23 protein-coding genes are annotated in these 21,946 nt (G+C 47.7%); 12 read left to right on the plus strand and 11 right to left on the minus strand.

The genetic code is table 11. The features are described from left to right. Nucleotides 1–192 precede the first annotated feature (192 nt). From ACSHX2_RS01325 to gspG, 4 genes are read right to left on the minus strand one after another with little or no spacing between them, the layout of a single operon-like run. A complete protein-coding gene (locus ACSHX2_RS01325; RefSeq protein ID WP_435689826.1) occupies nucleotides 193–864 on the minus strand; it encodes a prepilin-type N-terminal cleavage/methylation domain-containing protein in 672 nt (223 codons plus the stop codon). Then, on the minus strand, nucleotides 865–1,284 hold the full coding sequence (locus ACSHX2_RS01330) for a type IV pilus modification PilV family protein (RefSeq protein ID WP_435689828.1): 420 nt from the start codon (nucleotides 1,282–1,284) through the stop codon (nucleotides 865–867). Further along, entirely contained in the window at nucleotides 1,274–1,810 is a 537-nt protein-coding gene (locus ACSHX2_RS01335; RefSeq protein WP_435689830.1) for a type II secretion system protein, read from the minus strand. Before ACSHX2_RS01335 ends, ACSHX2_RS01330 begins: the two co-directional genes overlap by 11 nt. Then, complete coding sequence (gene gspG / locus ACSHX2_RS01340; protein WP_435689832.1) at nucleotides 1,758–2,219, minus strand: type II secretion system major pseudopilin GspG; 462 nt, start codon at nucleotides 2,217–2,219, stop codon at nucleotides 1,758–1,760. The genes ACSHX2_RS01335 and gspG overlap by 53 nt, the downstream gene beginning before the upstream one ends. A 179-nt stretch (nucleotides 2,220–2,398) precedes the next feature. Here gspG and ACSHX2_RS01345 point away from each other — a divergent pair, with 179 nt between their 5' ends. Genes ACSHX2_RS01345 through ACSHX2_RS01375 form a run of 7 tightly spaced genes read left to right on the plus strand, consistent with a single transcriptional unit; the run spans nucleotide 2,399 to nucleotide 11,032 of the window. Then, nucleotides 2,399–4,141 carry a GspE/PulE family protein gene (locus ACSHX2_RS01345; RefSeq protein ID WP_435689834.1) on the plus strand — a complete coding sequence of 581 codons (1,743 nt, stop codon included), beginning with the start codon at nucleotides 2,399–2,401 and terminating at the stop codon, nucleotides 4,139–4,141. Then, complete coding sequence (locus tag ACSHX2_RS01350; protein ID WP_435689836.1) at nucleotides 4,141–5,373, plus strand: type II secretion system F family protein; 1,233 nt, start codon at nucleotides 4,141–4,143, stop codon at nucleotides 5,371–5,373. The genes ACSHX2_RS01345 and ACSHX2_RS01350 overlap by 1 nt, the downstream gene beginning before the upstream one ends. After that, the gene (locus ACSHX2_RS01355) at nucleotides 5,373–6,320 is read left to right on the plus strand and encodes a general secretion pathway protein GspK (RefSeq protein WP_435689838.1); all 948 of its coding nucleotides are present in this window, start codon (nucleotides 5,373–5,375) and stop codon (nucleotides 6,318–6,320) included. Before ACSHX2_RS01350 ends, ACSHX2_RS01355 begins: the two co-directional genes overlap by 1 nt. Beyond that, nucleotides 6,313–7,542 (plus strand): hypothetical protein, encoded by a 1,230-nt coding sequence (locus ACSHX2_RS01360; RefSeq protein ID WP_435689840.1) that lies wholly within the window; start codon nucleotides 6,313–6,315, stop codon nucleotides 7,540–7,542. The genes ACSHX2_RS01355 and ACSHX2_RS01360 overlap by 8 nt, the downstream gene beginning before the upstream one ends. Then, the gene (locus ACSHX2_RS01365; protein WP_435689842.1) at nucleotides 7,542–8,075 is read left to right on the plus strand and encodes a hypothetical protein; all 534 of its coding nucleotides are present in this window, start codon (nucleotides 7,542–7,544) and stop codon (nucleotides 8,073–8,075) included. Before ACSHX2_RS01360 ends, ACSHX2_RS01365 begins: the two co-directional genes overlap by 1 nt. Beyond that, entirely contained in the window at nucleotides 8,075–8,650 is a 576-nt protein-coding gene (locus ACSHX2_RS01370) for a hypothetical protein (protein ID WP_435689844.1), read from the plus strand. Before ACSHX2_RS01365 ends, ACSHX2_RS01370 begins: the two co-directional genes overlap by 1 nt. A gap of 12 nt (nucleotides 8,651–8,662) precedes the next feature. Then, nucleotides 8,663–11,032 (plus strand): secretin N-terminal domain-containing protein, encoded by a 2,370-nt coding sequence (locus tag ACSHX2_RS01375; RefSeq protein WP_435689846.1) that lies wholly within the window; start codon nucleotides 8,663–8,665, stop codon nucleotides 11,030–11,032. 83 nt (nucleotides 11,033–11,115) lie between these two features. On the opposite strand, the gene ACSHX2_RS01380 is transcribed toward ACSHX2_RS01375, so the two are convergent. Together ACSHX2_RS01380 and ACSHX2_RS01385 are read right to left on the minus strand one after the other, a co-directional pair. Beyond that, entirely contained in the window at nucleotides 11,116–12,414 is a 1,299-nt protein-coding gene (locus ACSHX2_RS01380) for an argininosuccinate synthase (RefSeq protein ID WP_435689848.1), read from the minus strand. Between the two features lie 199 nt (nucleotides 12,415–12,613). Further along, nucleotides 12,614–13,528 (minus strand): nucleotidyltransferase family protein, encoded by a 915-nt coding sequence (locus ACSHX2_RS01385; RefSeq protein WP_435689849.1) that lies wholly within the window; start codon nucleotides 13,526–13,528, stop codon nucleotides 12,614–12,616. 196 nt (nucleotides 13,529–13,724) lie between these two features. Here ACSHX2_RS01385 and ACSHX2_RS01390 point away from each other — a divergent pair, with 196 nt between their 5' ends. The 4 genes from ACSHX2_RS01390 (at nucleotide 13,725) to ACSHX2_RS01405 (ending at nucleotide 17,521) form a co-directional block, all read left to right on the plus strand. Continuing rightward, nucleotides 13,725–14,738 carry a thiamine pyrophosphate-dependent dehydrogenase E1 component subunit alpha gene (locus ACSHX2_RS01390; protein WP_435689851.1) on the plus strand — a complete coding sequence of 338 codons (1,014 nt, stop codon included), beginning with the start codon at nucleotides 13,725–13,727 and terminating at the stop codon, nucleotides 14,736–14,738. Between the two features lie 15 nt (nucleotides 14,739–14,753). Beyond that, on the plus strand, nucleotides 14,754–15,722 hold the full coding sequence (locus tag ACSHX2_RS01395) for an alpha-ketoacid dehydrogenase subunit beta (protein ID WP_435689853.1): 969 nt from the start codon (nucleotides 14,754–14,756) through the stop codon (nucleotides 15,720–15,722). An 18-nt stretch (nucleotides 15,723–15,740) separates the two neighbouring features. Continuing rightward, complete coding sequence (locus tag ACSHX2_RS01400) at nucleotides 15,741–16,970, plus strand: dihydrolipoamide acetyltransferase family protein (RefSeq protein WP_435689855.1); 1,230 nt, start codon at nucleotides 15,741–15,743, stop codon at nucleotides 16,968–16,970. A 164-nt stretch (nucleotides 16,971–17,134) separates the two neighbouring features. Next, on the plus strand, nucleotides 17,135–17,521 hold the full coding sequence (locus tag ACSHX2_RS01405; protein ID WP_435689857.1) for a helix-turn-helix domain-containing protein: 387 nt from the start codon (nucleotides 17,135–17,137) through the stop codon (nucleotides 17,519–17,521). On the opposite strand, the gene ACSHX2_RS01410 is transcribed toward ACSHX2_RS01405, so the two are convergent. The 3 genes from ACSHX2_RS01410 to ACSHX2_RS01420 are packed head-to-tail and all read right to left on the minus strand — an operon-like array spanning nucleotide 17,518 to nucleotide 19,003. Then, nucleotides 17,518–17,943 (minus strand): hypothetical protein, encoded by a 426-nt coding sequence (locus ACSHX2_RS01410; RefSeq protein WP_435689859.1) that lies wholly within the window; start codon nucleotides 17,941–17,943, stop codon nucleotides 17,518–17,520. The two genes, ACSHX2_RS01405 and ACSHX2_RS01410, sit on opposite strands and share 4 nt — an antisense overlap. Nucleotides 17,944–17,965: 22 nt before the next feature. Next, entirely contained in the window at nucleotides 17,966–18,418 is a 453-nt protein-coding gene (gene dtd / locus ACSHX2_RS01415) for a D-aminoacyl-tRNA deacylase (RefSeq protein ID WP_435689861.1), read from the minus strand. Nucleotides 18,419–18,439: 21 nt separating this feature from the next. Then, nucleotides 18,440–19,003, minus strand: a complete 564-nt coding sequence (locus ACSHX2_RS01420) for a YqgE/AlgH family protein (protein ID WP_435689863.1) — start codon at nucleotides 19,001–19,003, stop codon at nucleotides 18,440–18,442. 111 nt (nucleotides 19,004–19,114) lie between these two features. On the opposite strand from ACSHX2_RS01420, the gene ACSHX2_RS01425 reads away from it, so the two are divergent. Further along, nucleotides 19,115–20,575 carry an MATE family efflux transporter gene (locus ACSHX2_RS01425; protein ID WP_435689865.1) on the plus strand — a complete coding sequence of 487 codons (1,461 nt, stop codon included), beginning with the start codon at nucleotides 19,115–19,117 and terminating at the stop codon, nucleotides 20,573–20,575. A 42-nt stretch (nucleotides 20,576–20,617) separates the two neighbouring features. Here ACSHX2_RS01425 and ACSHX2_RS01430 read toward each other — a convergent pair whose 3' ends face one another. Next, on the minus strand, nucleotides 20,618–21,139 hold the full coding sequence (locus ACSHX2_RS01430; protein WP_435689867.1) for a hypothetical protein: 522 nt from the start codon (nucleotides 21,137–21,139) through the stop codon (nucleotides 20,618–20,620). 19 nt (nucleotides 21,140–21,158) lie between these two features. Beyond that, complete coding sequence (locus ACSHX2_RS01435; protein ID WP_435689868.1) at nucleotides 21,159–21,878, minus strand: hypothetical protein; 720 nt, start codon at nucleotides 21,876–21,878, stop codon at nucleotides 21,159–21,161. Nucleotides 21,879–21,946 lie beyond the last annotated feature (68 nt).

Genomic DNA, 21,946 nt, shown 5'->3' on the forward strand with positions numbered 1-21,946 from the left:
GTTAGAGCATATTTGTGTGTCAGAGTCAAAGGTCTCCTGAGTAAGGCATTTAAGGCCGCTTAATAACAGCGCTTACCGATCTGTTATTATCTCATGAAGTAGCGATTCGAGAAGTGTTACAATGGCTTTAATAGAGTGCCAAAATGGAGCTTAAGTATTCCTTTGCACTTCGCTTAGACGGGACCACTCCAATTATTGGCGTGGTTGATTTACATCGTTACCTTGTTCTTGATTACCATTATTTGCAGACTGAATTGGAGGAGTGCGATTTGGGATCCAGAAATAGAGCATGTGCTCTTCAGGGTAGTCAGGGAAGCTGTAGAAAAATTTCACTTGGGTTGGTCTGCCCATCTCAGGCGTCCACTCAGGACTCCACTCGTCTCGAGCTGGGTTATAGAAGTCCCAGCGAATGTTGGCGAGCTGGCCTATGAGTTCGGCTTGGAAGTTGACTGGCTCTATAGAGCTGGTTTCGCCTTCCAGCTGATTTGACATTTCTACGATTAAGCTGATGAGACCGTCACGGTCTTTGCCTCCACTTAACCAGAGCTGCTTGGCCACTTGCTGTCGGCCATTGGCAGGGAATTCCGTGTTAGGGTTTTCAATCATCAAGCTCATCAACTGAAAATCATTTTCAGCGAGAGTGATACGGGCTTCTGAAGGGATGTTAGTCAGTACTTCTCTGAGGAAATTTCGTAGTGCTGCTTGTTCGCGACTCTGAGCTTGCACAGCTATGATGGTTTGACTGAGGCCGATCGAGCTATGTGTGATCGCAAAAATGACGGACATGATCGTCGCTAGAATGGCCATGGCGAGGATTGTTTCAAGTAAGGTGAAACCTCTTGTTTGTTTGGTAGTGAGCTTCATCTATCTGCCGTTATTAAACATCCCGTCGAGGTGGACTATAGTAAAGGTTTCTTCCGCTGGGGTGCCATTGTCATCCCAATAAATGGTGACACTTACTCGGTAAAGGTTCTCGAGAAGCTCTTCATCTAGGTTAGAGAGGTCTTCTATTGGCTCAATAGAAATAAGGGCCTCTGTGCTGCCATCTATAGTGATGGACTCGACACGAGCGAAGTCAGTGCCTGTATTTGGGGCTGTGATGATTTCTGTAAGCAGATTGTGTGCTTCTTGGGTAACCCATTGTTCGTGGATTACTGTTTGGCTCAGCTCGGCTGTGCGGTGGAGTGCTATGATGATGCCCGTGGCAGCGATACCAAATATACTGAAAGCTATGAGCGCTTCCATCAGCATGAAACCCTTTCGGTTATGGCTGTTAGTTTTCATCAATTAGTTTGCCCGCTGTGAGTGGGTGAAATGTGACTTCGTCTACCGCTACATCGTTTTCGAATCGTAGGCTAATCGGTTCGCATAAGCCTGTTTGCGAAAAACTCCAGACGAATGGCGTGTCATTTGTTGAGACCCTTTGCCATCCTGATTCTTCATCAAGTAGGTATGAGACAGTAATGTCCTCATCGATTTGAATTTCATTTGGACGAGATTCAACATACTCAAGGTCAATCATTTCAGGCTCAGACCAGATGGATTTTGGCGAGATGAAGAGTGAGTAGGCGCGCTGTTCGTCTCTGGCTGAGCGCATGGTTTTTTTCGCGAGTCGCTGAGTGTCGCGCGACAGATTTTCGACATCTTCATCGCTGGAGCCTACAAAAAAAAGAGCTGCCGAACCCAATAAAACAGAGATAATCATCATAGTGACGACTATCTCTAAGAGCGTGAATCCGCGACGCGGAGACGGTAAACTATTGAAGCGGGTCTTGTGAACTAATGTCATCATCACCCCCGGGTTTTCCATCCGCTCCGTAGCTCAGAACTTCATATGTAGTAGGGTCTTGTGAGCCCGGCATCTTGTATGCGTAAGGGTTGCCCCATGGATCCATTGGGATGGCTTTTAAGAATGGTTTGGATGGGTAGCGTCTCGGTTTAGGTGCCGTAGTTGGCTTAGATACTAGAGCCTCAATACCTTGTTCAGAAGTAGGGTAGCGGCCTGCGAGCGTATTGTAGTTCATCAAGGCTGCATTGACTGTCTGAATATCTGTTTCAGCACGCTGAATCTTAGCGCCTTCACCAAAGTTGCCAAGTAAGCCGATGACACCACCAGCGAGCACCGCGATGATCGCCATGACCATGACCATTTCCAAAAGGGTGAAACCTCTCGCGGAGCGGAGTGACTGTCGGTGTGCTGAATGAGCTACGATTTTCATGACTTAGTTGACTACGCGAAGTTTTGCGCTTTGTCAAATACGCGACTCCGCCAGAGTTCATTAAGTTACAGTGATAATAATCCCTTCTTGAAGTCTGACAAACTTTCGCTAATTAGTTTGCACCATTGGTGACTTTGCGCGGTTAAAGTCACGAGTGAATCGTTCTCAAACCTAAATTTATGAGTAAAACCACTGAAAGAAGTCCCATTGTGCAACAATTGCACGACCTCGCCTGTGCCTCTAGTCAGGCAGATGTTGAGGCCATTGAAGAAGTGGTGGACAGTGCAACTCAGCTCCAACTCCCCTTGATCGATGCCTTGATCGATGCTGGCTTGGTTACTGAGGAAGAGTTCTACAAAGGTTTAGCAGAGCTCGTGCGTATGCCTTTGCTTTCTGGTGAGATTGAGGCTGAAGAGGTAAGTGAACTGAAGAGTGTGCTTGGAGCTGCTTTAGCGATCCGGTATCAAGTGGTGCCCTTGAAGTTAGATGGAAAAGTGCTCACCGTTGCTTGCTACGATCCTTATAAAATGGACGTGCGTCAGGCTCTAACTCGGAAGCTGCCAATGACAATAAAATGGATGCTGGCCGAGCGTCGACATGTGCGCAATAGCTTGAGTGCTATTTACGGTGTGGGTGCTGACACTTTTGAAAAAATTCTCGCAGGTCGCGACATCAATGCAGATCAACTCGCTGATAAAGATGAGGCATCCGTTCTGGATGATGATGAATCAGACGAAGCGTCTGTACTGCGTTTTGTGAATCAAATTTTAAGGGAAGCACTCCTTCAGAAGGCGACAGATATCCATATAGAGCCACAGGCTGACATACTGCGCATCCGCTACCGTGTTGATGGTCAATTGTTAGATGTGCCCGTTCCGGATCGGATTAATGCTCTCCAGTCTTCTGTGGTCGCACGTCTCAAAATCATGTCTCGCTTAGATGTGGCTGAGCGCCGATTGCCGCAAGATGGTCGTATTCACCTTCGGAATAAAGGTAAGAGTATCGATGTGCGTGTGGCTTCGATTCCCTCTGTGGAGGGTGAAACGGTGAGCCTACGTTTGCTCAATCAAGAAAAATTTGATCTGAACGCCTTAGATCTAGAAGACTCAGTGAAGAAGGCTATTCATGAAGTATTAGCGCTTTCCCATGGAGTGATCTTGGCGACTGGCCCTACGGGTTCTGGTAAATCAACAAGCCTTTATTGTTTTCTCGATCATTTAAATAAACCAGAGACTCGCACAGTTACTATTGAGGATCCGGTTGAGAATAAGCTTCCTGGTATTGTGCAGATTGCCGTGCGTCCAGAGGTTGGGTTGACATTCGCGAAAGGCTTACGCTCTATTCTTCGTGCGGATCCAAATAATGTGATGATTGGTGAGATTCGTGATACTGAGACTGCCGAGATCGCTATCCGGGCATCGCTTACTGGTCACTTGGTGTTTTCCACTCTGCATACGAACACCGCGATCGGTGGCATTAGCCGTTTGCTCGATATGGACATTGAGCCATTTTTGATCTCAGCTTCTGTTCGCGCCTTTTTAGCGCAGCGACTCGTAAGGAAGCTATGCAAGCATTGTGCCGAACCTGTCCCCGATTGGTCCATTGAGCGAGCTCGTGAGTTAGGGATTCCTGATGAGATTTCTCAGCACGGGCAACCGTATCACGCTGTGGGCTGTCCAGAATGTCGTCATAAAGGGTATCAGGGGCGCTCGGCAATTTATGAAATTTGCCGTATTTCTGATCCTATTCAAAATATGATTGCGAAAGGTGCTGATGAAAATCAGATCTTGAAGCAGGCTGTAAGTGAAGGTTTTGAAAGTATTCGTGACTACGGTTGGCGTAAGGTGATGAAGGGCGTTACAAGCATTGAGGAGGTGCTTTCTTGCACACATGCACATGCTGTTAGTGAGGATTTTGATTAATGGCTAAGGCGTTTCAATATGTGGCAATAGATGCTGCGGGGAAAAAACAGACCGGCGAGTTGGAGTTCAACGCGCGCGGTGAAGTGATCCGTCATCTACAGTCGTTGGGAATGCGTCCAGCCTCGATCAAAGAGGTGGAAGTATCTGGTAAAAAGAAGAAGACCGAGGGGCTCACTGATGGGCCACTCGTGATGAAGCAAAAAGATATTATCGCATTCACTGAGGAGTTGAGTGAGCTGTTAGAGGCTGGTTTGCCTCTTGAGCCCGCGTTGGCGTCGATGGAAGACCGTGATGAATCAGGCGTGCTCAAGGAGGCATCTTCACGATTGCGCCAGTGGGTGACGGAAGGAGAGCAGATGTACCAAGCTCTACCCCGTATTTCACCAGCATTTGATCAACTTTATTGCAATCTCGTTAAAGCTGGTGAGGCGTCTGGTAGCCTTCAGACTATTTTAAAACAACACTGTGCTTATCTAAAAGAGCAGGTGGAGCTACGTGCGCGTTTGCAACAAGCATTGATTTACCCAGCTTTCTTGGTGCTCGCCTGTGTGATCGTGACTCTAGTGTTTATCTTTTACTTGTTACCTAAAATCACCCTGCTTCTCGATGGGATGCCCGGGGCTGATATGCCGATCGGAGTGAAAATCGCGACATGGATAGGTGATACGCTCAGAGGTCAATGGATCGGCATTATCGTATTGATAGTCCTTGCGATAGCTGGTGTGAAACTCTGGCACCAACGCGAAGAAAATAAAGCGAAGTGGGATGAGTGGAAACTTAAACTCCCTCTCTTCGGGAAGGTTATTAACTACGGTCTCTATGTGCAGTGGCTTCAGACGTTAAGTAATTTGTTAGAGAATGGAGTGCCTTTGGTTCAAGGGCTACAGTTGACTTCAGAAACAGTGACGAATCGTTATTTTCACGCAAAGTTATTGCAGGTCTCTGATCAAGTAGGGGATGGTTACAGGCTCACCCGTTGTATGCGCCAGACTGATATGTTCCCACCGAATATGGTGGACCTTATCGGTGTAGGGGAGAGTACGGGTAAACTCTCTAGAGCTCTATCAAGAGCGGCTATCTATTATGATAAGAAGCTAAGTATCCTTATTAAAGGTTTGTTAGGGTTGATCTCACCATTGATTCTTTTAGCAATGTCAGTGCTGGTTGCTCTACTGTCATACACAATGATTCAGGCTATTTATCAAACTATTAACAACCTCAACGATCAGTAATGAGAGTTTGTTTATCTAGTTCACAAAAGCAGCCATCGGGAGTCGCATTGATTGCAGTTCTCTGGGTGGTCGCGTTTTTATCTGCAGTGTTAGTCGTAACGCTGACGATACTCAAAGTGGACGTAGATGATAATATTACAGAAGTTCAGAGTTTCAGAGCGTGGCAACAAGCGCACTCAGGGTTAAGTGTGGGTATACATCCAACCATCGAGCGGGATGACCCTCTTCTGCAAAGCCAAGACACTGGTTATGATGAAGGCTATACGGTGAAAATTGAGCCGGAGTCTAGTCGGTTAAATATTAACACAGTGATCCAGAATGGAGATACAGAGTTGCTCTATAGTCTCTTCAAGAACTGGGGGTTGGAAGATAAGCAATCTGATCAATTGGTAGATGCATTGGTTGACTGGGTGGATGGCGATGAGCTGATGAGCCTGAATGGTGCCGAGCGTGAGTACTATGAGGACCGCGGTTATTCAGATAGGCCATTTAACCGTCCTTTTTACGAGTTGGACGAACTCCCCCTCGTTAAAGGTTTTTGGGAGTTAGAGCGTTTGCAGCCCAAGTGGAGAGAGTTTTTAACAGTGTGGACCTCAGGTGGCTTAGATATTCATGAAGCTATGCCTGAGCTGTTAGCAGCAGCAGCAGAAGTAGAGATTTCGACTGCTCAAGAACATAGAAATTTCGTCAGTGGTGATGATGGAATCATGGGCACTGAAGACGATGCCCGGTTCTCTGATGTCAATGAAGCACTAGATGATATGCTTTCTCCGCCAGAGAGGCGTGAACTCATTGCTGACCGGTTTTCGATTGGTGACTCAGTGATTCGGGTGGAAAGTATTGGGCATTCAGGGACGTATCGCTATGCAGTTACCGCAGTTAGTAGTGGTAAAGGCGCTAATGGCAACATATTAGACTATCAAGAGAAACGTATAGAGCGTGAGTAAAGTAGAAAAAACAGTGATTCTGCCGTCTGAGGAGGACGGTTGGGAAGTGTGGAAGTTACATGATGACGTGTTTGTTCACGATCACTCGATCGAGGGTGCCTTGGCTAAAGCTGATAAACAGCATGATAGCTGTGTCGCTTTCTCTATCACACGTGTGGCTACGCTGCCCGTGCTGGTGCACTCCTCGGATCCGGAGCTTTATCGTGGAGCCGCTCAGTTAGAGTTAGAGAATGCTGGGCTGTTGCTAGATGTTGAAGGCTATCAGGGCTGGGACTGTGTCATGGTTGAGAAAACGGATGATGAGTCCTTTGTCTCCGCTATCTACCTACTTGAAGAAGAGCTCAACGAAGCAAACGATCTTCGGCAACATACTTTCGATTACTCTGCTCGTTACTATCGACCGTCAGTGAGTGGAGATTGTGTCGCCATCTGGCGGGAGCGTCATCGCTGGTGTATGGCCTGTTATCGGAATGGAATTCCATTCTTAACCGAACCAATAGGCGAAGAGCTCGTTGATCTAACAATGTTACTCCATCTGACGCTTTCGCAGTTATCCCTAAAGGGGATCGAGTTTAAGCCTGCGGAGGTGATACTTTGGTCGGTATGTGAAAAGAGTAGTGAAGTAGCGGCTCAAGTTGTTGATGCTGGATTGATTCTCACTGAGCAAGATAGGCCGGTTCCTCGCATGCCAGTTGAAGGGATTAGCCTAGAGCCGTCCGTAATCACGGAGTGGCGGAAGCAAGTGGCGTCTCGGAAGCGACTGAAGATGGTCGGGGGCGGAGTAGCTGCTCTTTATTTAATTGTTTTGGCAGTCTTGACGTGGAAGTTGTTAGCTCTCGATGGGCAAGCATCTGATCTCAAGGAGGAGGTGGCACTCTATGCTCCATCATGGGAGATGAATAGTGAACACTTCAAGGCTTGGGACGAGCTCTATCCTGTAGTGACTGATAAGTGGCCACTAGAAATTTATAAAGAATGTGTGATGGCTATGCCGCCTAAACAGACCATTCGCTACACAAATGTGAATGTGCAGAATGGTTTTATAGAGTTGAGAGGGAATGCCTTAGGCAACCAATACCTCAATGTCTACAAACCTAAGCTCAAGAATGCTGAAATGTTTGCCGATTTTGAGTGGGAACATCCACCAGCAATCCGCGACCCCAAAACTCAGCTCTGGAGATTCACTTATAAAGCAAAACCCGCCGGCTACGAAGAGTACTAATGAATAAGCGCGAAAAATCCTTGTTAACGATGATTCTCGTGGTGGTAGTGCTCTTCGCACACATCTTGGGAGTTAAGTGGTATATGTCGACTTACCGCCAAAAAGAACAGACCGTAAATGATCTAGGTATTCGTGCAGCGAGTTATCGCTCGAGTACGGAGACAGCTTCGTCGATAGCTGACGAAGTCGAGTGGCTCTCAGAGAATGAGCCAGAGCCAAGCACGCTAGAAAATACCGAGAGTGACTTGCTTAAGTTTTTAGAAAGCTCGAGTAGTAAGCTCGGTATTTCAGCAAAAGATCAGAAGTTGATCCCTCTTGAGGATTCAGGCGAAGTTTACCGTCGCGTGAAAATCGAGGTGACGGCGAATGGTTCTGAGGAACAAATTTACGAATGGCTAGTGGCTATTCATCAACCAACGGAGTTTAGAGCAGTGACTCAAATCCTGCTCAAACCTGTTTCAAATGATGACAGCTTAGTGTCTTGCACACTCACTGCCGAGCAATGGCTGATAGAAAAGGAGGCTGAACTCTAATGAAAATTCACCAAATACTCATTACCTTTAGTTGGGTGCTGTGTGGGCAACTTTTTGCAGATGTCCCCAGGTCACCTTCGATAAATGGATACAGTGCGCTGCTATTGCGCTCACCATTTATTATTGAAAAGCCTGAGGTTAAAGCGCCTGAAGTAGTCGTAAATAGTTCGCTGGCTCTCCGCGGTATGGCTGCGCTCGAAGATGGCTGGTACGTGGTTGTCGTTGATCGCAAGAATCCCACGCAAAATATTATCCTGAGAGAAGGGGGGGCTGCAAACGATAAGGGACTTCGCCTCATCCGGGTGAATCAGAATAAGTCTGATTATAACAAATCAACAGTACAGATAATGAGTGGCGGGAGAACTCAATCAGTGGGCTACAATCCTGCTGACATTAAAAAGAGTCTAGCTACCGCGAAGCCCGTTACTAAAACAGCTCAGTCGACTAGACCTCCCATACCAACTACCCAGACTAAGCCGTCAACAACGGCCACTCCATCATCTTCAGATACTAGCAGTCGCCGTCCACGTGTGCGACGCACTGTGACCGCACCACCTGTGCCTAAAACCCGTTAAATAGAACACACTATGAAATTTTCCAACAAACTCAAAGGATTCTCGGCATTCGCTGCGATGACTAGTGCTGCTCTCGCGCAGGTGCCTGCGCCGCCTGCAGCTCCGCCAGAGCCAGATCAACCAGTGATTCGGCAGAATACGGTCAACCCTGATACGCCGATGAAGAGTAATCTCGAATTTCCTGCAGGTATGACTGGTGACATCATTGCTGACCTCTATAGTACATGGACTGGTAAGCGTGTGATTGTTTCCAAGGCTGCAATGGGGGTGGATATTAGTTTTAAACCAAAGGCGCCTATTACGTATGGAGAAGCTGCGGCTCTATTGGTGAAAACATGTTTCTTAGAGGGCTTAGTGTTTGTTCCATCCGGACCAAATGAAGTGAAGCTTCTTCCCGCCCCTAATGTGCGCAAGGCTGGTGGATATCCAATGATTATGGATGCTGAACTCCTGCCGGATGATGAGCAATTAGTCACTTACGTGATGAGCTTTGATAACATCAAGCCTGAAGAGGCTATGAGTATTTTTACCGGAGTGGTATCTCAAGTGGACCCGCACGGTTCTATTGTCCCCGTGGCTAATGCTAATGCATTATTGATTACCGAAAACTCGCAATTGATTCGGACTCTCGTCCAGCTAAAGGATCGTATCGACATTCCTCAGGAGCTTTCGATGCAAAAATGGTTTCATCTTGAGCATGCAGATGCTGAAGAAACAGCTGAAAGTGTGCGTGGGATTTTGGAGTTTAGTGCTCAGCAGAATACACCATTGTCGGCCGGTGGGGGGAATACCATTTCCGTGGCAGTAAATAACAATGGTGGAGGAAACCAAGGTGGAAACAATCGTGGTGGTAACAACAATGGTTCAAACCGTGGTGGGAATAATACACAGAGGGCAAATTCCACGAGTTCAAGTACAGTCCAAGTGATTTCAGATGCACGAACCAATCGGATCTTTGTAATTGGTCGTCCAATTGATGTAGAAGTTGCTGAGGGGTTGATCTCTGGTTTTGATTCACCACTCTCTAAGAGAAACTATTTTAAGCATAAGCTTAATTTCCTATCGGTATCTGATTTTATGTCGATTGCTGAAAACGCGATTTCTCAGGTTTCACCTCAGGCAGAAAGCTCTGGTGCTGGGGGCACAACCACACGTGGTGGCGAGGTGGTTCGTAACGCTGGTACAAATAATGAGTCAGTAGGTGGCGGTACCGGTATTAGCTTAGATCCTACTACGCGTAAGGAAGGGCCGGAGGCTATGATTATTGGAAAGACTCTGCTGGTGGCAGATAACAGTAACAACACTATAATTATCCAAGGTCCGCCACAGGCTATTAAGGTTGTGCAGGATTTGATCGAAGCAATGGATGTTCCCTCTGAACAGGTACAAATCACGGCTATTTTTGGGCGTTATAACCTTGGTGACTCACTAGATTTCGGGGTAGACTTTGCGCGTACTTACCAAGAGACACGCGGTGCAAATAGTGGCTTTGCTGGTCAGAATAATACTGGCTACCCTATACTTGTGGATCCGACAACACTCACGGATATTGGCCAGTTTGCTAGTGGAGTGTCAGGTCTATCGCTCTACGGTCAGATAGGGAAACACTTCACTGCTACTTTGCGAGCGATGGAGGATAGCGGGAAGTTTCATTTGATGGCGCGTCCGACTGTGTTTACTACGAATAATAAGGTGGCGACCCTCAATTCAGGCCAGCAGGTAGCTGTGCCGACGAATACCTTTACTGCAGGAGGAACTGGTGACAATAGTACGCAGTCGACCAATATTGGGTATCGAGATGTCTTGCTCGAATTAGAAGTAATTCCACTAGTCAACTCTGCGAACGAGGTGACTCTGCAGATTGCCTTCACGAACAAAAATATTATAGGTGAAGATATTATTGATGGGAACTCGATTCCTCGAATTGGTCAGGAAGAGATTAAGACAACAGTCACCGTGCCGAATGGCGAGACTATTGTACTAGGTGGGTTGATTACGGAACGAAGCGAGTCAAGTGAGAGTGGAATTCCTATACTCATGCATATTCCAGGTTTGAAACGTTTATTTTCGACGATCCAAGAGGATATAGTGCGTGAAGAATTGCTCATCTTCATTCAGCCAAGAATTGTGAGTGACAGAGCATCACTGATGGAGCTTCAGAGTTTGAATGCTGAAAAGTCTCAGTTAGCGAAAGATATTCAAACGAAAGCGAGTATCCTTCCTCCAAAGTATGGTGATCCAGATGAGCAGGAAGGTGTTTCTCGTGCTGTGATGGAGCGTCCTTGGTATTTACCTGAGCCGCGCGTCATTCAGCTTCCTCCAAGTAATGACAATGGGAAGCCAGCTAGGAAAAATAATGAATACAGAGGTGTTCGCCGATAGTCTCTAAGTAGTTTAGAAAAAGAAAAAAGCCCTGCGTTCGATGAACGCAGGGCTTTCTTTTTAAGGGGTAACAACTTTAGGTGTTAGAGAAGTTCGCGCTGACGGGCATTTGCCTTGAGGCGGAGAGCATTAAGAGCGATGAAGCCAGAAGCATCGTTCTGGTTATATGCTTCTTCTTTGCCTTCTTCAGCGCCTTCCATAGAAGCCACTTCCTCATCGTAAAGAGAGAGTGGGGAGCGACGTCCAGCTTGGAGGCAGTTACCTTTGTAAAGCTTGAGGCGAACTTCGCCACTTACTGTACGCTGAGTAGACGTAATGAGGTCTTGAAGAGCCTCGCGTTCAGGTGCGTACCAGAAACCGTTGTAAATAAGCTGAGCGTACTTAGGAATGAGGCTATCGCGGAGAGCTTGAGCTTCACGGTCGAGAGTAAGGGTCTCGAGGTCTTGGTGAGCAGCGAGGAGGATGGTGCCACCTGGTGTTTCGTACACGCCACGGGACTTCATGCCGACGAAGCGGTTTTCTACGAGGTCCACACGGCCGATACCGTGCTTGCCACCGAGAGCGTTCAGCACACGCATTACACCGTATGGGGTGAATAGGGTGTAACCGTCTTGTTCGCCCTGAGCTGAAATGTCACCAAGCTCGGAGATGATAGTATCGAGGTCGTCGTGTTTGAGGCCGATAACGTTACCTTTCTCGAAAAGGAATTGGACATATTCAGCCTTGTCTGGTGCGTCTTCTGGAGAAACGGAAAGCACATACATGTCCTTGTCGTCTTCAGCAGTGGCGTCATGCCAAGTGTCTTCCATAGCGCCCGCTTCGAATGAAATATGAAGGAGGTTACGGTCCATGGAGTAGGGCTTCTTCATCGATGCTTTAACCGGAATATTGTTTTCTTCAGCGTAAGCGATCATTTCAGCGCGGCCTGGGAATTGCTCGCGGAATTCATCGTCACGCCATGGTGCGATACATTTGATGTGTGGAGCGAGTGCTGCTACAGAAAGCTCGAAACGTACTTGGTCGTTGCCTTTGCCTGTCGCACCGTGAGCGATAGCGTCAGCACCTTCCTTGATCGCAACTTCGACCATGCCTTTAGAGATACATGGACGAGCGATGGAGGTGCCAAGAAGGTAGCGACCTTCGTAGAGAGCGTTGCCTTGGAACATTGGGAAGATGAAGTCAGAAGCAAATTCCTCCTTAAGGTCACCAATGTAGCATTTGGAAGCTCCTGTCGCGAGAGCCTTGGCTTCAAGGCCGTCGAGCTCTTCAGCTTGGCCGACATCGGCACAGTAAGCGATAATTTCAGCGTTGTACTTGTCCTTGAGCCACTTCAAGAGAACAGAAGTGTCGAGGCCACCAGAGTAGGCTACTACGATTTTCATAAATTATAAAAAGGTTGGCGCTGGCTCAGCTTGAGCGCAGACCGTTTATCTACAGAGCAAATAAACAGGTTCTCGTCACTTGAGCAAGTGGAATAGGTAGTGCTCTTTTTGGCCCTGCAATTTAGATGAAACGCGGGGATGAAAATAGCCACTAAAGTGAACTAGTGGCTATTCTTTTGGAAGTCATTTTAAAGCGGTTTTAGCTCCAAAGTTGGTCCGGGTAGGCTCCTTCATCAATGAGCTGTTTAATGCTATTAACGCAGCATTGTTTGTCCTCTGGATAGGTTACCCCGAACCAAGTTCCGGAGGTCTTTAGGATTTTACAATCTGCCTTCCCTTGGTGAATCATGGTGTCGACAACGGTCGGGATATAGCATTCGGATTTGAGCTCAGTGCCCCGCTCGGTGAGAAATTTTACAAATTCGCATTCGAGGTCTTGCATAATACTGAGCGGGAATCCCCAGAAGTTCATTGAAACGAGGGCATCTGGTGAGAGCTCGACACGTTTACCTGCGAGGTTTTCACCACGACAGATGCCGTCTTCTTCTATTTTGATTTCGAGGTGTTCTTCGACAGTATCCAGGAGGCTGTCATTATCAGAGCAGATTCCGCGATTAACGCTGCCATTTTCTGATAGAGTATTCTTCAAGGGGTAACCTACCATTGAGTAATGATCGGAGTCGCTATTAACCTCGGTAGAGGAATTGAAGTGTCGAGAGAATTGCTGGTATGCGTCTGCTCCGTAGAAATCGTCAGCATTGATGACAGCAAATGGTGTGTCGACAATGTCGCGTGCTGCGAGAATAGCGTGGGTAGTTCCCCATGGTTTAACGCGACCTTCTGGGAGTGTGTGGCCAGCGGGTAAGTCGTTGAGTTCTTGGTAGGCGTATTCGACTTCGATTTTATCAGAGAATCTATCGCCAATAGCGGCTTTAAAATTTTCGGCGAAATCACGACGAATAATGAAAACTACTTTGCCAAATCCTGCGCGGATGGCATCGAACACGGAGTAGTCTAGAACTGTTTCTCCGTTAGGTCCCATAGGGTCCATTTGTTTGAGGCCACCGTATCGGCTGCCCATACCTGCTGCTAGAACGAGTAGAGTTGGTTTCATGAAAATGTATTGCGTGGGGTTTGATGAAAGTCGAGGCGCTTATGGAGATGTGGGGCTCAAAAAGCAAATTGATTTTGGGTGGCAAAGCGATCGAGAATACTATGGACGAGTTAATTGTATGGTATGGCTAAAAAATTCACTGAAGAAGCGAGGAAACCAGTTGCTAGATAGGGGTGCTTGCCTATAAGATTGCGGCGTGGCAGAGCAGACAACAATAGATATTAGCAGTAAAGAGCATGCGCTTGCAGTGTATAGAGCCATGCTGCGCGCTCGCATTTTAGAGACTAAATTAAGCAATCTCTACAAGGCTGGAAAAATTGTTGGTGGTGTGTATCTGGGCAAGGGTCAAGAAGCGGTGAGCGCGTCATTAGGTACGTGTTTGGAATGGGGGAAGGATGTTTTTGCTCCTTTGATTCGGGACCAAGCCGGACGCATGGCGTTTGGAGAAGATCCACTAGACACCACGCGTACTTACCTAGGATCGGCGCAAGGTCCGATGCGTGGTCGCGATGGTAATATTCACCGTGGCCGTCCAAAAGATGGAATGTTTGCGATGATTAGTCATCTTGGTGCGGCTGTGGCACAAGTGGGCGGAGCCTTATTGGCCAAGCGTTTGAAAGGCGAGCTAGACGGTCGCGTCGGAGCGACTTGTATTGGCGATGGCGCGACTTCCACTGGAGCGTTTCATGAAGGGCTTAACTTTGTAGCTGTGGAGAAGCTGCCGATGGTGGTGGTGGTGGCTGATAATCAATTTGCGTACTCGACTCCGAGTGAGCGCCAGTATGCTTGTGAAAATTTAATTGACCGTGCAAAAGGGTACGGAGTGGGTGGTCATTCTGTGGATGGTACAGACTTTTTATCTTGTATTGAAGTGATTGGAAATGCAGTTGAACTAGCGCGCGCAGGAGGAGGACCTCAATTAGTCGTTGCGAAGTTGCTTAGATTGTCTGGTCACGGAGAACATGACGATGGTTCCTATGTTCCTCAGGAGATTCGAGAAGGGGCTTATGGTCGCGACTGTATCGAAGTGGGGAAGGAGCAGCTGATTAAAAAAGGCTGGCTCAGTGAAGAGGAATATCAAAAGTGGGTAGAAGAGATTAATGCTGAAGCTCAAGAGGCTGTGGCAGTAGCTCAGCGTGAGGATCCACCTAACCCATACAAAGAAGTGTGGGCGGCGACAGCGAGTGAAAGCATTCAAGGTCTCCAATAAGAAATAGTTTATAGCATGGCAGTTACGTACATTGACGCGATTAAAGACGCGCAGGAAAAGGCCTTGGAGGATAATCCAAAGGTGTTTCTCTATGGTCAAGATATTGGTAAGTTTGGCGGTGCATTTAAGGCAACCAAAGGCTTACAGGAGCGCTGGCCAGACCGCGTTATCGACGCGCCTATTAGTGAAGATGCGATGATTGGTATGGCAGTGGGTGCAGCGATCGAGGGTATGCGTCCTATTGTTGAAATGCAGTTTGCTGATTTCTCATCAGTCGCATTTAACCAGATCGTAAACCAAGCAGCGACGCATTACTACCGGACAGGAGTTCCTGTGCCTCTTGTAGTACGCATGCCCTCTGGTGGTACACCTGGCTCAGGTCCATTTCATAGCCAGAGTATGGAAACGATTTATGCGCACTATCCTGGCACTGTAGTGGTCACACCTGCGACTGTGGCAGATGCGTATTCGATGTTATTGCAGGCTGTCGATCTTGACGATCCGGTAATATACTGTGAGCACAAATTTCTCTATCGTTGGCTGAAGGCTGATGATTATAAGGGTGATGATTTACCAATCGGTAAAGCGCGGATCACTCGTAGTGGTAAGCACGCAACCGTTGTGACATACAGTGCGATGGTGCATGAAGCAGTGCGTGCTGCGGATATGCTTTATAAAGAAGGTGGTTGGGAAATCGAAGTAGTGGATTTACGCTCAGTGAAGCCATTAGACACGGATACCGTCATCGCGTCAGTTGCGCGTACTGGACGTTTGCTAGCTCTCGGCGAAGCTTTCCCGTGGGGAGGAGTGACCGCAGAGGTTGTGTCGCGAGTGTGTGCAGATGGTTTCCATTTGCTCGACGCGCCACCAATGCGTCTGAATTCGAAAGACACTCCAGTTCCCTATCATCCAAAACTTTGGGCAATGCACCGCCCAACTCCAGAGTCTATTTGTGAGGCTCTTCGTAACCTCCTCGCTTACTAAATTTACGTTACAACTATTATGCCTGAAGTCCCAATTGTAATGCCCCAGCTTGGCGAATCTATCGCTGAAGCTACTATCCTTAAGTTTAATGTAGCCGTAGGAGATGTTGTCGAGGCCGAGCAAGACCTGATCGAAGTAGAAACCAATAAGGCTACAATGAGTGTGCCAACACTCTGTGGAGGTGTGATTAAAGATATCTGTGCAAGTGAAGGCGAAAGCTACGCAGTCGGCAGTGTTTTAGGTGTGATAGAGGTCACTGCAGAAGAGGTGCAGCGTACAGGCGTGAGTACGGTGGCTGATGCTCAAGATGAGAGCGATGAAGAGACTACTCCTGATGACGCTGAGGCGAATCTACACTTTAAGTTAGATGGTGATGCCTATTTCGAACCAAAAGCTGTGGAGCCTAATGTAAAAGGTCTACAAGTCCCAATGGGTAAGAAAGGAGCGCATTATATTTCTCCACGTATGCGTGCGAGAATGAATGAGCTCGGTCTGCAAGCTGCAGATATTTCAGCTATTAATGGGAGTGGCGCTGGAGGGCGTGTGACAGTTGAGGATTTGGAAAAATTCCTCGAGTATATTAGTTCTTGGCCCTCTTCTCCTGCATCACCAATGCGTAGAGCTGTGGCTGATGCTATGCGTCGATCATGGAGTCGCCCGCTGGCGACGGTTGCTCGTCCGGTAGTGATGGATAAGTTGCTCAAACATCGTTCTGAGCAGAATCCGAAGCCAGGCCTCACGCTCTATGTGCTCCGCGCCCTAGCCTTAGCTTTAGCTGAGCATCCAGAGGCAGCAGGATATTTGATTGGTGGTCACATTGTGCACCCACGCGCTTTCGATATTGGACTAGCAGTGCAAGTGGAAGACGGTGTGATGGTGCCTGTAGTTCGCGATGTAGATACTAAATCTGTGGCTGAACTCGCAAAAGACTATGCTGACCTGGTGGATCTTGCGCGTGCGCGTAAACTTACTGCGGAGCATACCAAAGGAGGGATAGCAACTGTGACGAATTTCGGGACATTTGGCCTGACATGGGGTACTCCGATTCCTCTGCCGAATGAAACTTTAATTCTGGGTATTAGCGCTGGTGTGAAGAAGCCAGTTTGGTCGGACCAAGTGGAGGCATTCATTCCAGTGACTGAAGCGGAGCTGAACTTAACCTTCGATCACCGGGTTATTGACGGTGGTGATGCAGGGCGTGTTTTGAATCGTGTTGCTGAACTACTAAGCCACCCTGAAAATTTATAAGTTGAGCTTTTAGCAAGGCTGTTTAAAGAACAGTGAGTTGCAGATTAAAAAGTTCTGGTCGAGTGCTGAAGTTTACTCTAGTGTCTGAATTACTGGATGCTAAGGTGTCTCGTTATTTCAGCTGAAGCACATTAATGTGTGGAGTTAGACGTAATAAATTGCGGATGAAAGGAGAAAAAAATACTACATCGGGATCGGAGCTCAGCAAGCCATTGCTGAAGCGGCTGACTGATTATATGTGGGGGAAACTCCACTCTCCAATCTATGTGGAAGATTTGGCATCTGAATCAAACATGTCCACATTTCACTTCGCTAGGAGTTTTAAAAAGACGACTGGGCACTCGCCGCACAAGTATCTCACAACTATGCGTCTTGAAAAGGCGCTGACGCTGATGCCGACAAATGTCACATTGGCTGAAGTGGCGTCCGAGTCAGGGTTCTCAGACCAAGCGCACTTTACACGCGTTTTTAAAAAAAGAATGGGTACCACTCCTGCAGCCTATAGGCGTAAGCTTAAAAAGGAAGCAGCTACTCGGGCTAAGCAGGCTTAGAGATCTCTACTCATAGCTTCGAGTCTTCGCGTTTGCTCATCGACTAGAAAAATTGAGCGTTTGAAGTCGATCAGTGATCCAAGTTTTTTCGCTTCTTCACGAGAACGTTCATCGACTTCGAGAGTCATTTTACCCATTTCGACTCCTGGGATTTTTTCAACGAGAGCAGGATTATTGATACGCAAAATAATGGAATGTAGCTTCCACCAGCGCTTTTTCAGTTCCACATGCTCGATGTCACCGTAATTGAGCGAAATGGTCTCCACTTCTTGTTGTCCCCCGCGAAAGACATTTCCCTTAAGGCGCCAGTCGAGTTCTACACTATCTGGCATGAAGCGGACTTTCCCCTCAACTTCATTTTTTCCGAGGTGGTCTGAAGCTGGGATGCGGAATTGGATTGAGACTGGGTCGTTACTGAGCATTGTTGGAAAATTTTAGGGAATCCTATTCTCGGTTTTTGCTGTCGATGATGATGGTGACTGGTCCATCGTTGACGAGAGCGACTTGCATGTCAGCACCAAATTCTCCGGATTGACATGGGATGCCAATTTTGTTGCCTAAGCTGAGCATGAATTCCTGATACATAGGCTTTGCTTGCTCAGGTCTAGCTGCGCGGATGAATGAGGGGCGGTTGCCTTTCTTCGTATTTGCGTGAAGCGTGAACTGTGAAACAACGAGTGCAGAGCCACCGATGTCAGTCAGAGACTTATTCATTAAGTCCGCTTCATCTGCGAACACCCGCATACGAGCGATCTTGCCAGTGAGCCATTCTATATCTTCATCGGTGTCAGCGGCTTCGATCCCCAGGAGGATGAGGAAGCCTTGTTTGATTTCTCCCGATATTTCTCCCACAATGGAGACTGAGGCTGAGGATACGCGTTGGATGACTGCTCGCATGATAGATGCTGGTAGATTCAGTTAGTTAAGAAATGGGTTATCGGGAGTGAGCGATAAAATATGATGGAAAGGTGAGAGGTCTTTCAGCAGAGTTTGCCATAGCTCGTCCGATTTCGTTTCTAGTACGAGGCGTGCAGAGGCGTCTCGACAGAACCAAGCATGCTTCTCGACTTCGTCTTGGAGTTGCCCCTCTGACCATACTGAGTGGCCGACGTAAGCTCTGACATTGGAGCCTGGTGTATTGACGAGCTCTACAGCGTGCTTCGCAGAGAGTCTAAATGTACAACTGAGAGTGTTCGGTTCTTTCCACTCGAAACTAGCGAAAAGCATTTGATCGCTCTCGACTGGACCTCCTAGGTAAACAGGGAGGTGGGCTAAGTCTTTGAATTGATCACTACTGATAAGATCACCAACTTTTCGAGGTGTCGGTTTATTAAGGATGAGGCCGAGTGAGCCCTTATTCACGTTATGTTCTACTATGTAGACGACACTATGGCCAAAATACTCATCACGCAGTGATGGGTCTGCAAGAAGTAATTTTTTCGCGATACTATGGTCTGAAAAGCTAGTGACTGGAGTGTGCATTTCTCTCTTAGTATTCAAGCTGAATCAGGAAGACCGCAACTGCAAACTTCTAAAATTATGTAGCTTTTCAGTCTAACAGGGGGTATCAGTCGTAGCTTCCTCGCATTTCTTATGAGTAATCCCGCCAATGCCATCGATCCACCTAGTCATCCTAGGAAGTCGGTTGTGCTGGGGGGGCGCCTGGCTGGAATTTCGTTAACCAGACAGATTGTGACCTTGGCCTTGTGGCCGTTTTTACAGAATTTGATGGGGACTGTGGTTTCCTTTACTGACCGTATCATTGCTGGGAATACGATGGCGGCTGAAGTTCATAGCGAGGTTTTTGATGCGATGGGCTTGGCGATGTATGTTGCTTGGCTAATGATGATTTTACAGGGAGCTGTGGCGACTGGTGCTCAGGCTTTAGTGTCGAGAGCTTTCGGCGCGCATGATGAGAAGCTTACTGAAAAGGCTACTGGGCAATCACTGATTCTAGGGGTGATTTCAGGGGCTGTGTCTGGAGTCGTAGTTTGGTTGATTGCTCCGGTTTTGATCCAAGTGTTTGGGCTGAGTGGCGTGGCTGAGGAGTATGCGCTCCAGTATTTACGAATCGTCTCTCTATCGTCACCATTGTGTGGCTTGTTGTTTGTTGCCAATGCGTGTTTGAGAGCGGGTGGTGACACGCGCACGCCGTTTTATGCGATGTTGGTAGTAAACCTTGTGAATGTGACATTGAGTGTTCTATTCATGTCTCATTGGATGCCGCCAGGAGATGGAGTTTCAGATTTTTATACGAGTGGTATGGCTGGTCTCGCATGGGGGACAGTGGGGGGCTGGTTGGCTGGAGCTGTGGTAATTCTATGGGCGATGCTACCGCGTGATTGGCGGCCAGCAGTGGTGACTTTAAGTAGGGAGTCGCTGCGTTGGGATTGGAGTGTGGGTCATCGTATCGTTCGTGTGGGCTTTCCTCAGGTGATTGAAATCATAGGAATGTGGAGCATCCATGCATTTGGAGTCTGGATGGTGGCCAATAAACTGAGTCAAGAAGGAGTTCTGGGAGCACATGGAATGGTTGTGCAAATCGAATCAATGAGCTTTATGCCTGGATTTGCGTTGGGGATGGCTGCTTCTACGCTTGCTGGGCAGTACTTAGGAGCTGGGGCGAAAGAATTAGCGGCTTACGCTGTGCGCGTGTGTTGGTATGTCGCGATTGTCGTGATGGGGCTGACTGGGATTTGCCTCGTTATTTTCGCACCTCAGTTAGTGGGGCTGATGAGTCCAGAAGGAGGGCCGCAGACAGAGATGGCGATTTCGGTACTGCGCTACGTTGGCTGGGTGCAGCCATTTTTTGCAACAGCGATGGTGATGAAGATGTCGATGCGCGGGGCTGGAGCTACAGTGTTGGTGATGGTGTCTTCATTTGGCACCATGCTCATCTTCCGTGTGGGTGCTCTGGCTGCAGCGTTTTACTACTTTGGTGAGCATATGACGCTGACGAAAGTCTGGCTGATCATGATGACAGATCTTGTTGTCCAATCTCTGGTGTTCACTATAGTTCACTTCAAGGGTAAGTGGTTAGACGCGGAAGTCTAATGGAAGCTTCCGGTTACAAGGGGTAAGTGGAAGTAGTGGCTACTATTTTTCAGCTGCAGCATTGCGCTCGTAGCGAGCACGGTAGAGTTTAGTTACTCCAGCAGTGGTTGGGAGACGCTGCGATAGCCAGAAACCTTGGTCATCCCATTGAAGGTAGAATTCGTTTGGCAGTTCTTCGCCATTGAGAGAAACTGTGGTGAGGAGCTTGACGAAGTCGGGTGTGACTTCACTAGTGATAACCACTATTTTATTATCAGGAGAATTGCGCCAAAGGTGATCACCATCAAAATTGTAGAGCTCTTGGAGCGCTTGAGTTTCACTGAAACGTACTCGGTCGTCATCGGTGAGGCGGCTGTCACTTGTATGCCATGCATTGGTAGCTTCTTGGTTCAAGGTGAAGGAACCAATGACGCCACTTGGTAGGCCATGTGGGTTGATTATGGTAGCCTTCGCGCCGGGCTTGTCGGTCATTGATTTGACGTCGGGGGCTTTCGTCTCAATGAGAAATACGATCCCGAAGAACGAGGCCGCTGATACAATGAGAATGAGGACTATGCGAATCACAAGTGATTCTTACCGAATTCTAGAAGGTTACGGCAAGGTAAATACCTCCGTAAAGGCTATCACTCCCAGTTTCCTTGTCGTCGAGCAGTACTGAAGTGCCGATATATGGACTGAGTGAGACGGATTGGTTGATGTTATAAGTGTAGGTTAGTTTTCCAAATACATCATTGAAACCATCTCTAGAATAATAGTTCTCCACGGCACTTACTCCAACATCGAAGAGAAAGAATGAGTCATCATTAATGCGATGGTAGTAGCCAGTTTCCAAGCTTCCGTACCATCCTTCTGCTCCAGTGTCATATGCTATGTGAGCGCTTGATTGAAACATGCTGTTCCATTGATAGTAAGCTACTGTCTCAATATTGACTCCATTTTCAAAAAAGGTATTCGAGTAAGAGCGATAGGTTCCCGAGAGTGAAAGAGTCCATTGATCAATATCCTTGCGGAGGTCTGCTAGAAATCCAGCTTCAGTGAAGTCTCCGTCGCCAACAGCACTGCCAAACCATGCGGCACCATTGATGTAGGTGCTTTTACCGAAGGCGTAGTGGGTGCTGAGCTGCACATCAATCGTGTCTTGGGCTAGGATGAATCCGCGGTAGTTGTACTCACTGCTGTACTGCGTGAGAAATTCAATACCGTATGGGATATCATCAGTTGCACTTGTTTCTCGAGGGTCTACAGCCATCAATGGGGTGGATAGGAGGCAAAGAGAGAAAGCTGAGATGAGTGGGCGGAGCATAATAAATTGTTAGAATCTTAGTAGCATGCATCTAGGAAATGTCACGCACAGGAAATATGGGAGAAGCT

It is taken from the genome of Rubritalea sp., assembly GCF_051252225.1.
Lineage (GTDB): Bacteria > Verrucomicrobiota > Verrucomicrobiia > Verrucomicrobiales > Akkermansiaceae > Rubritalea.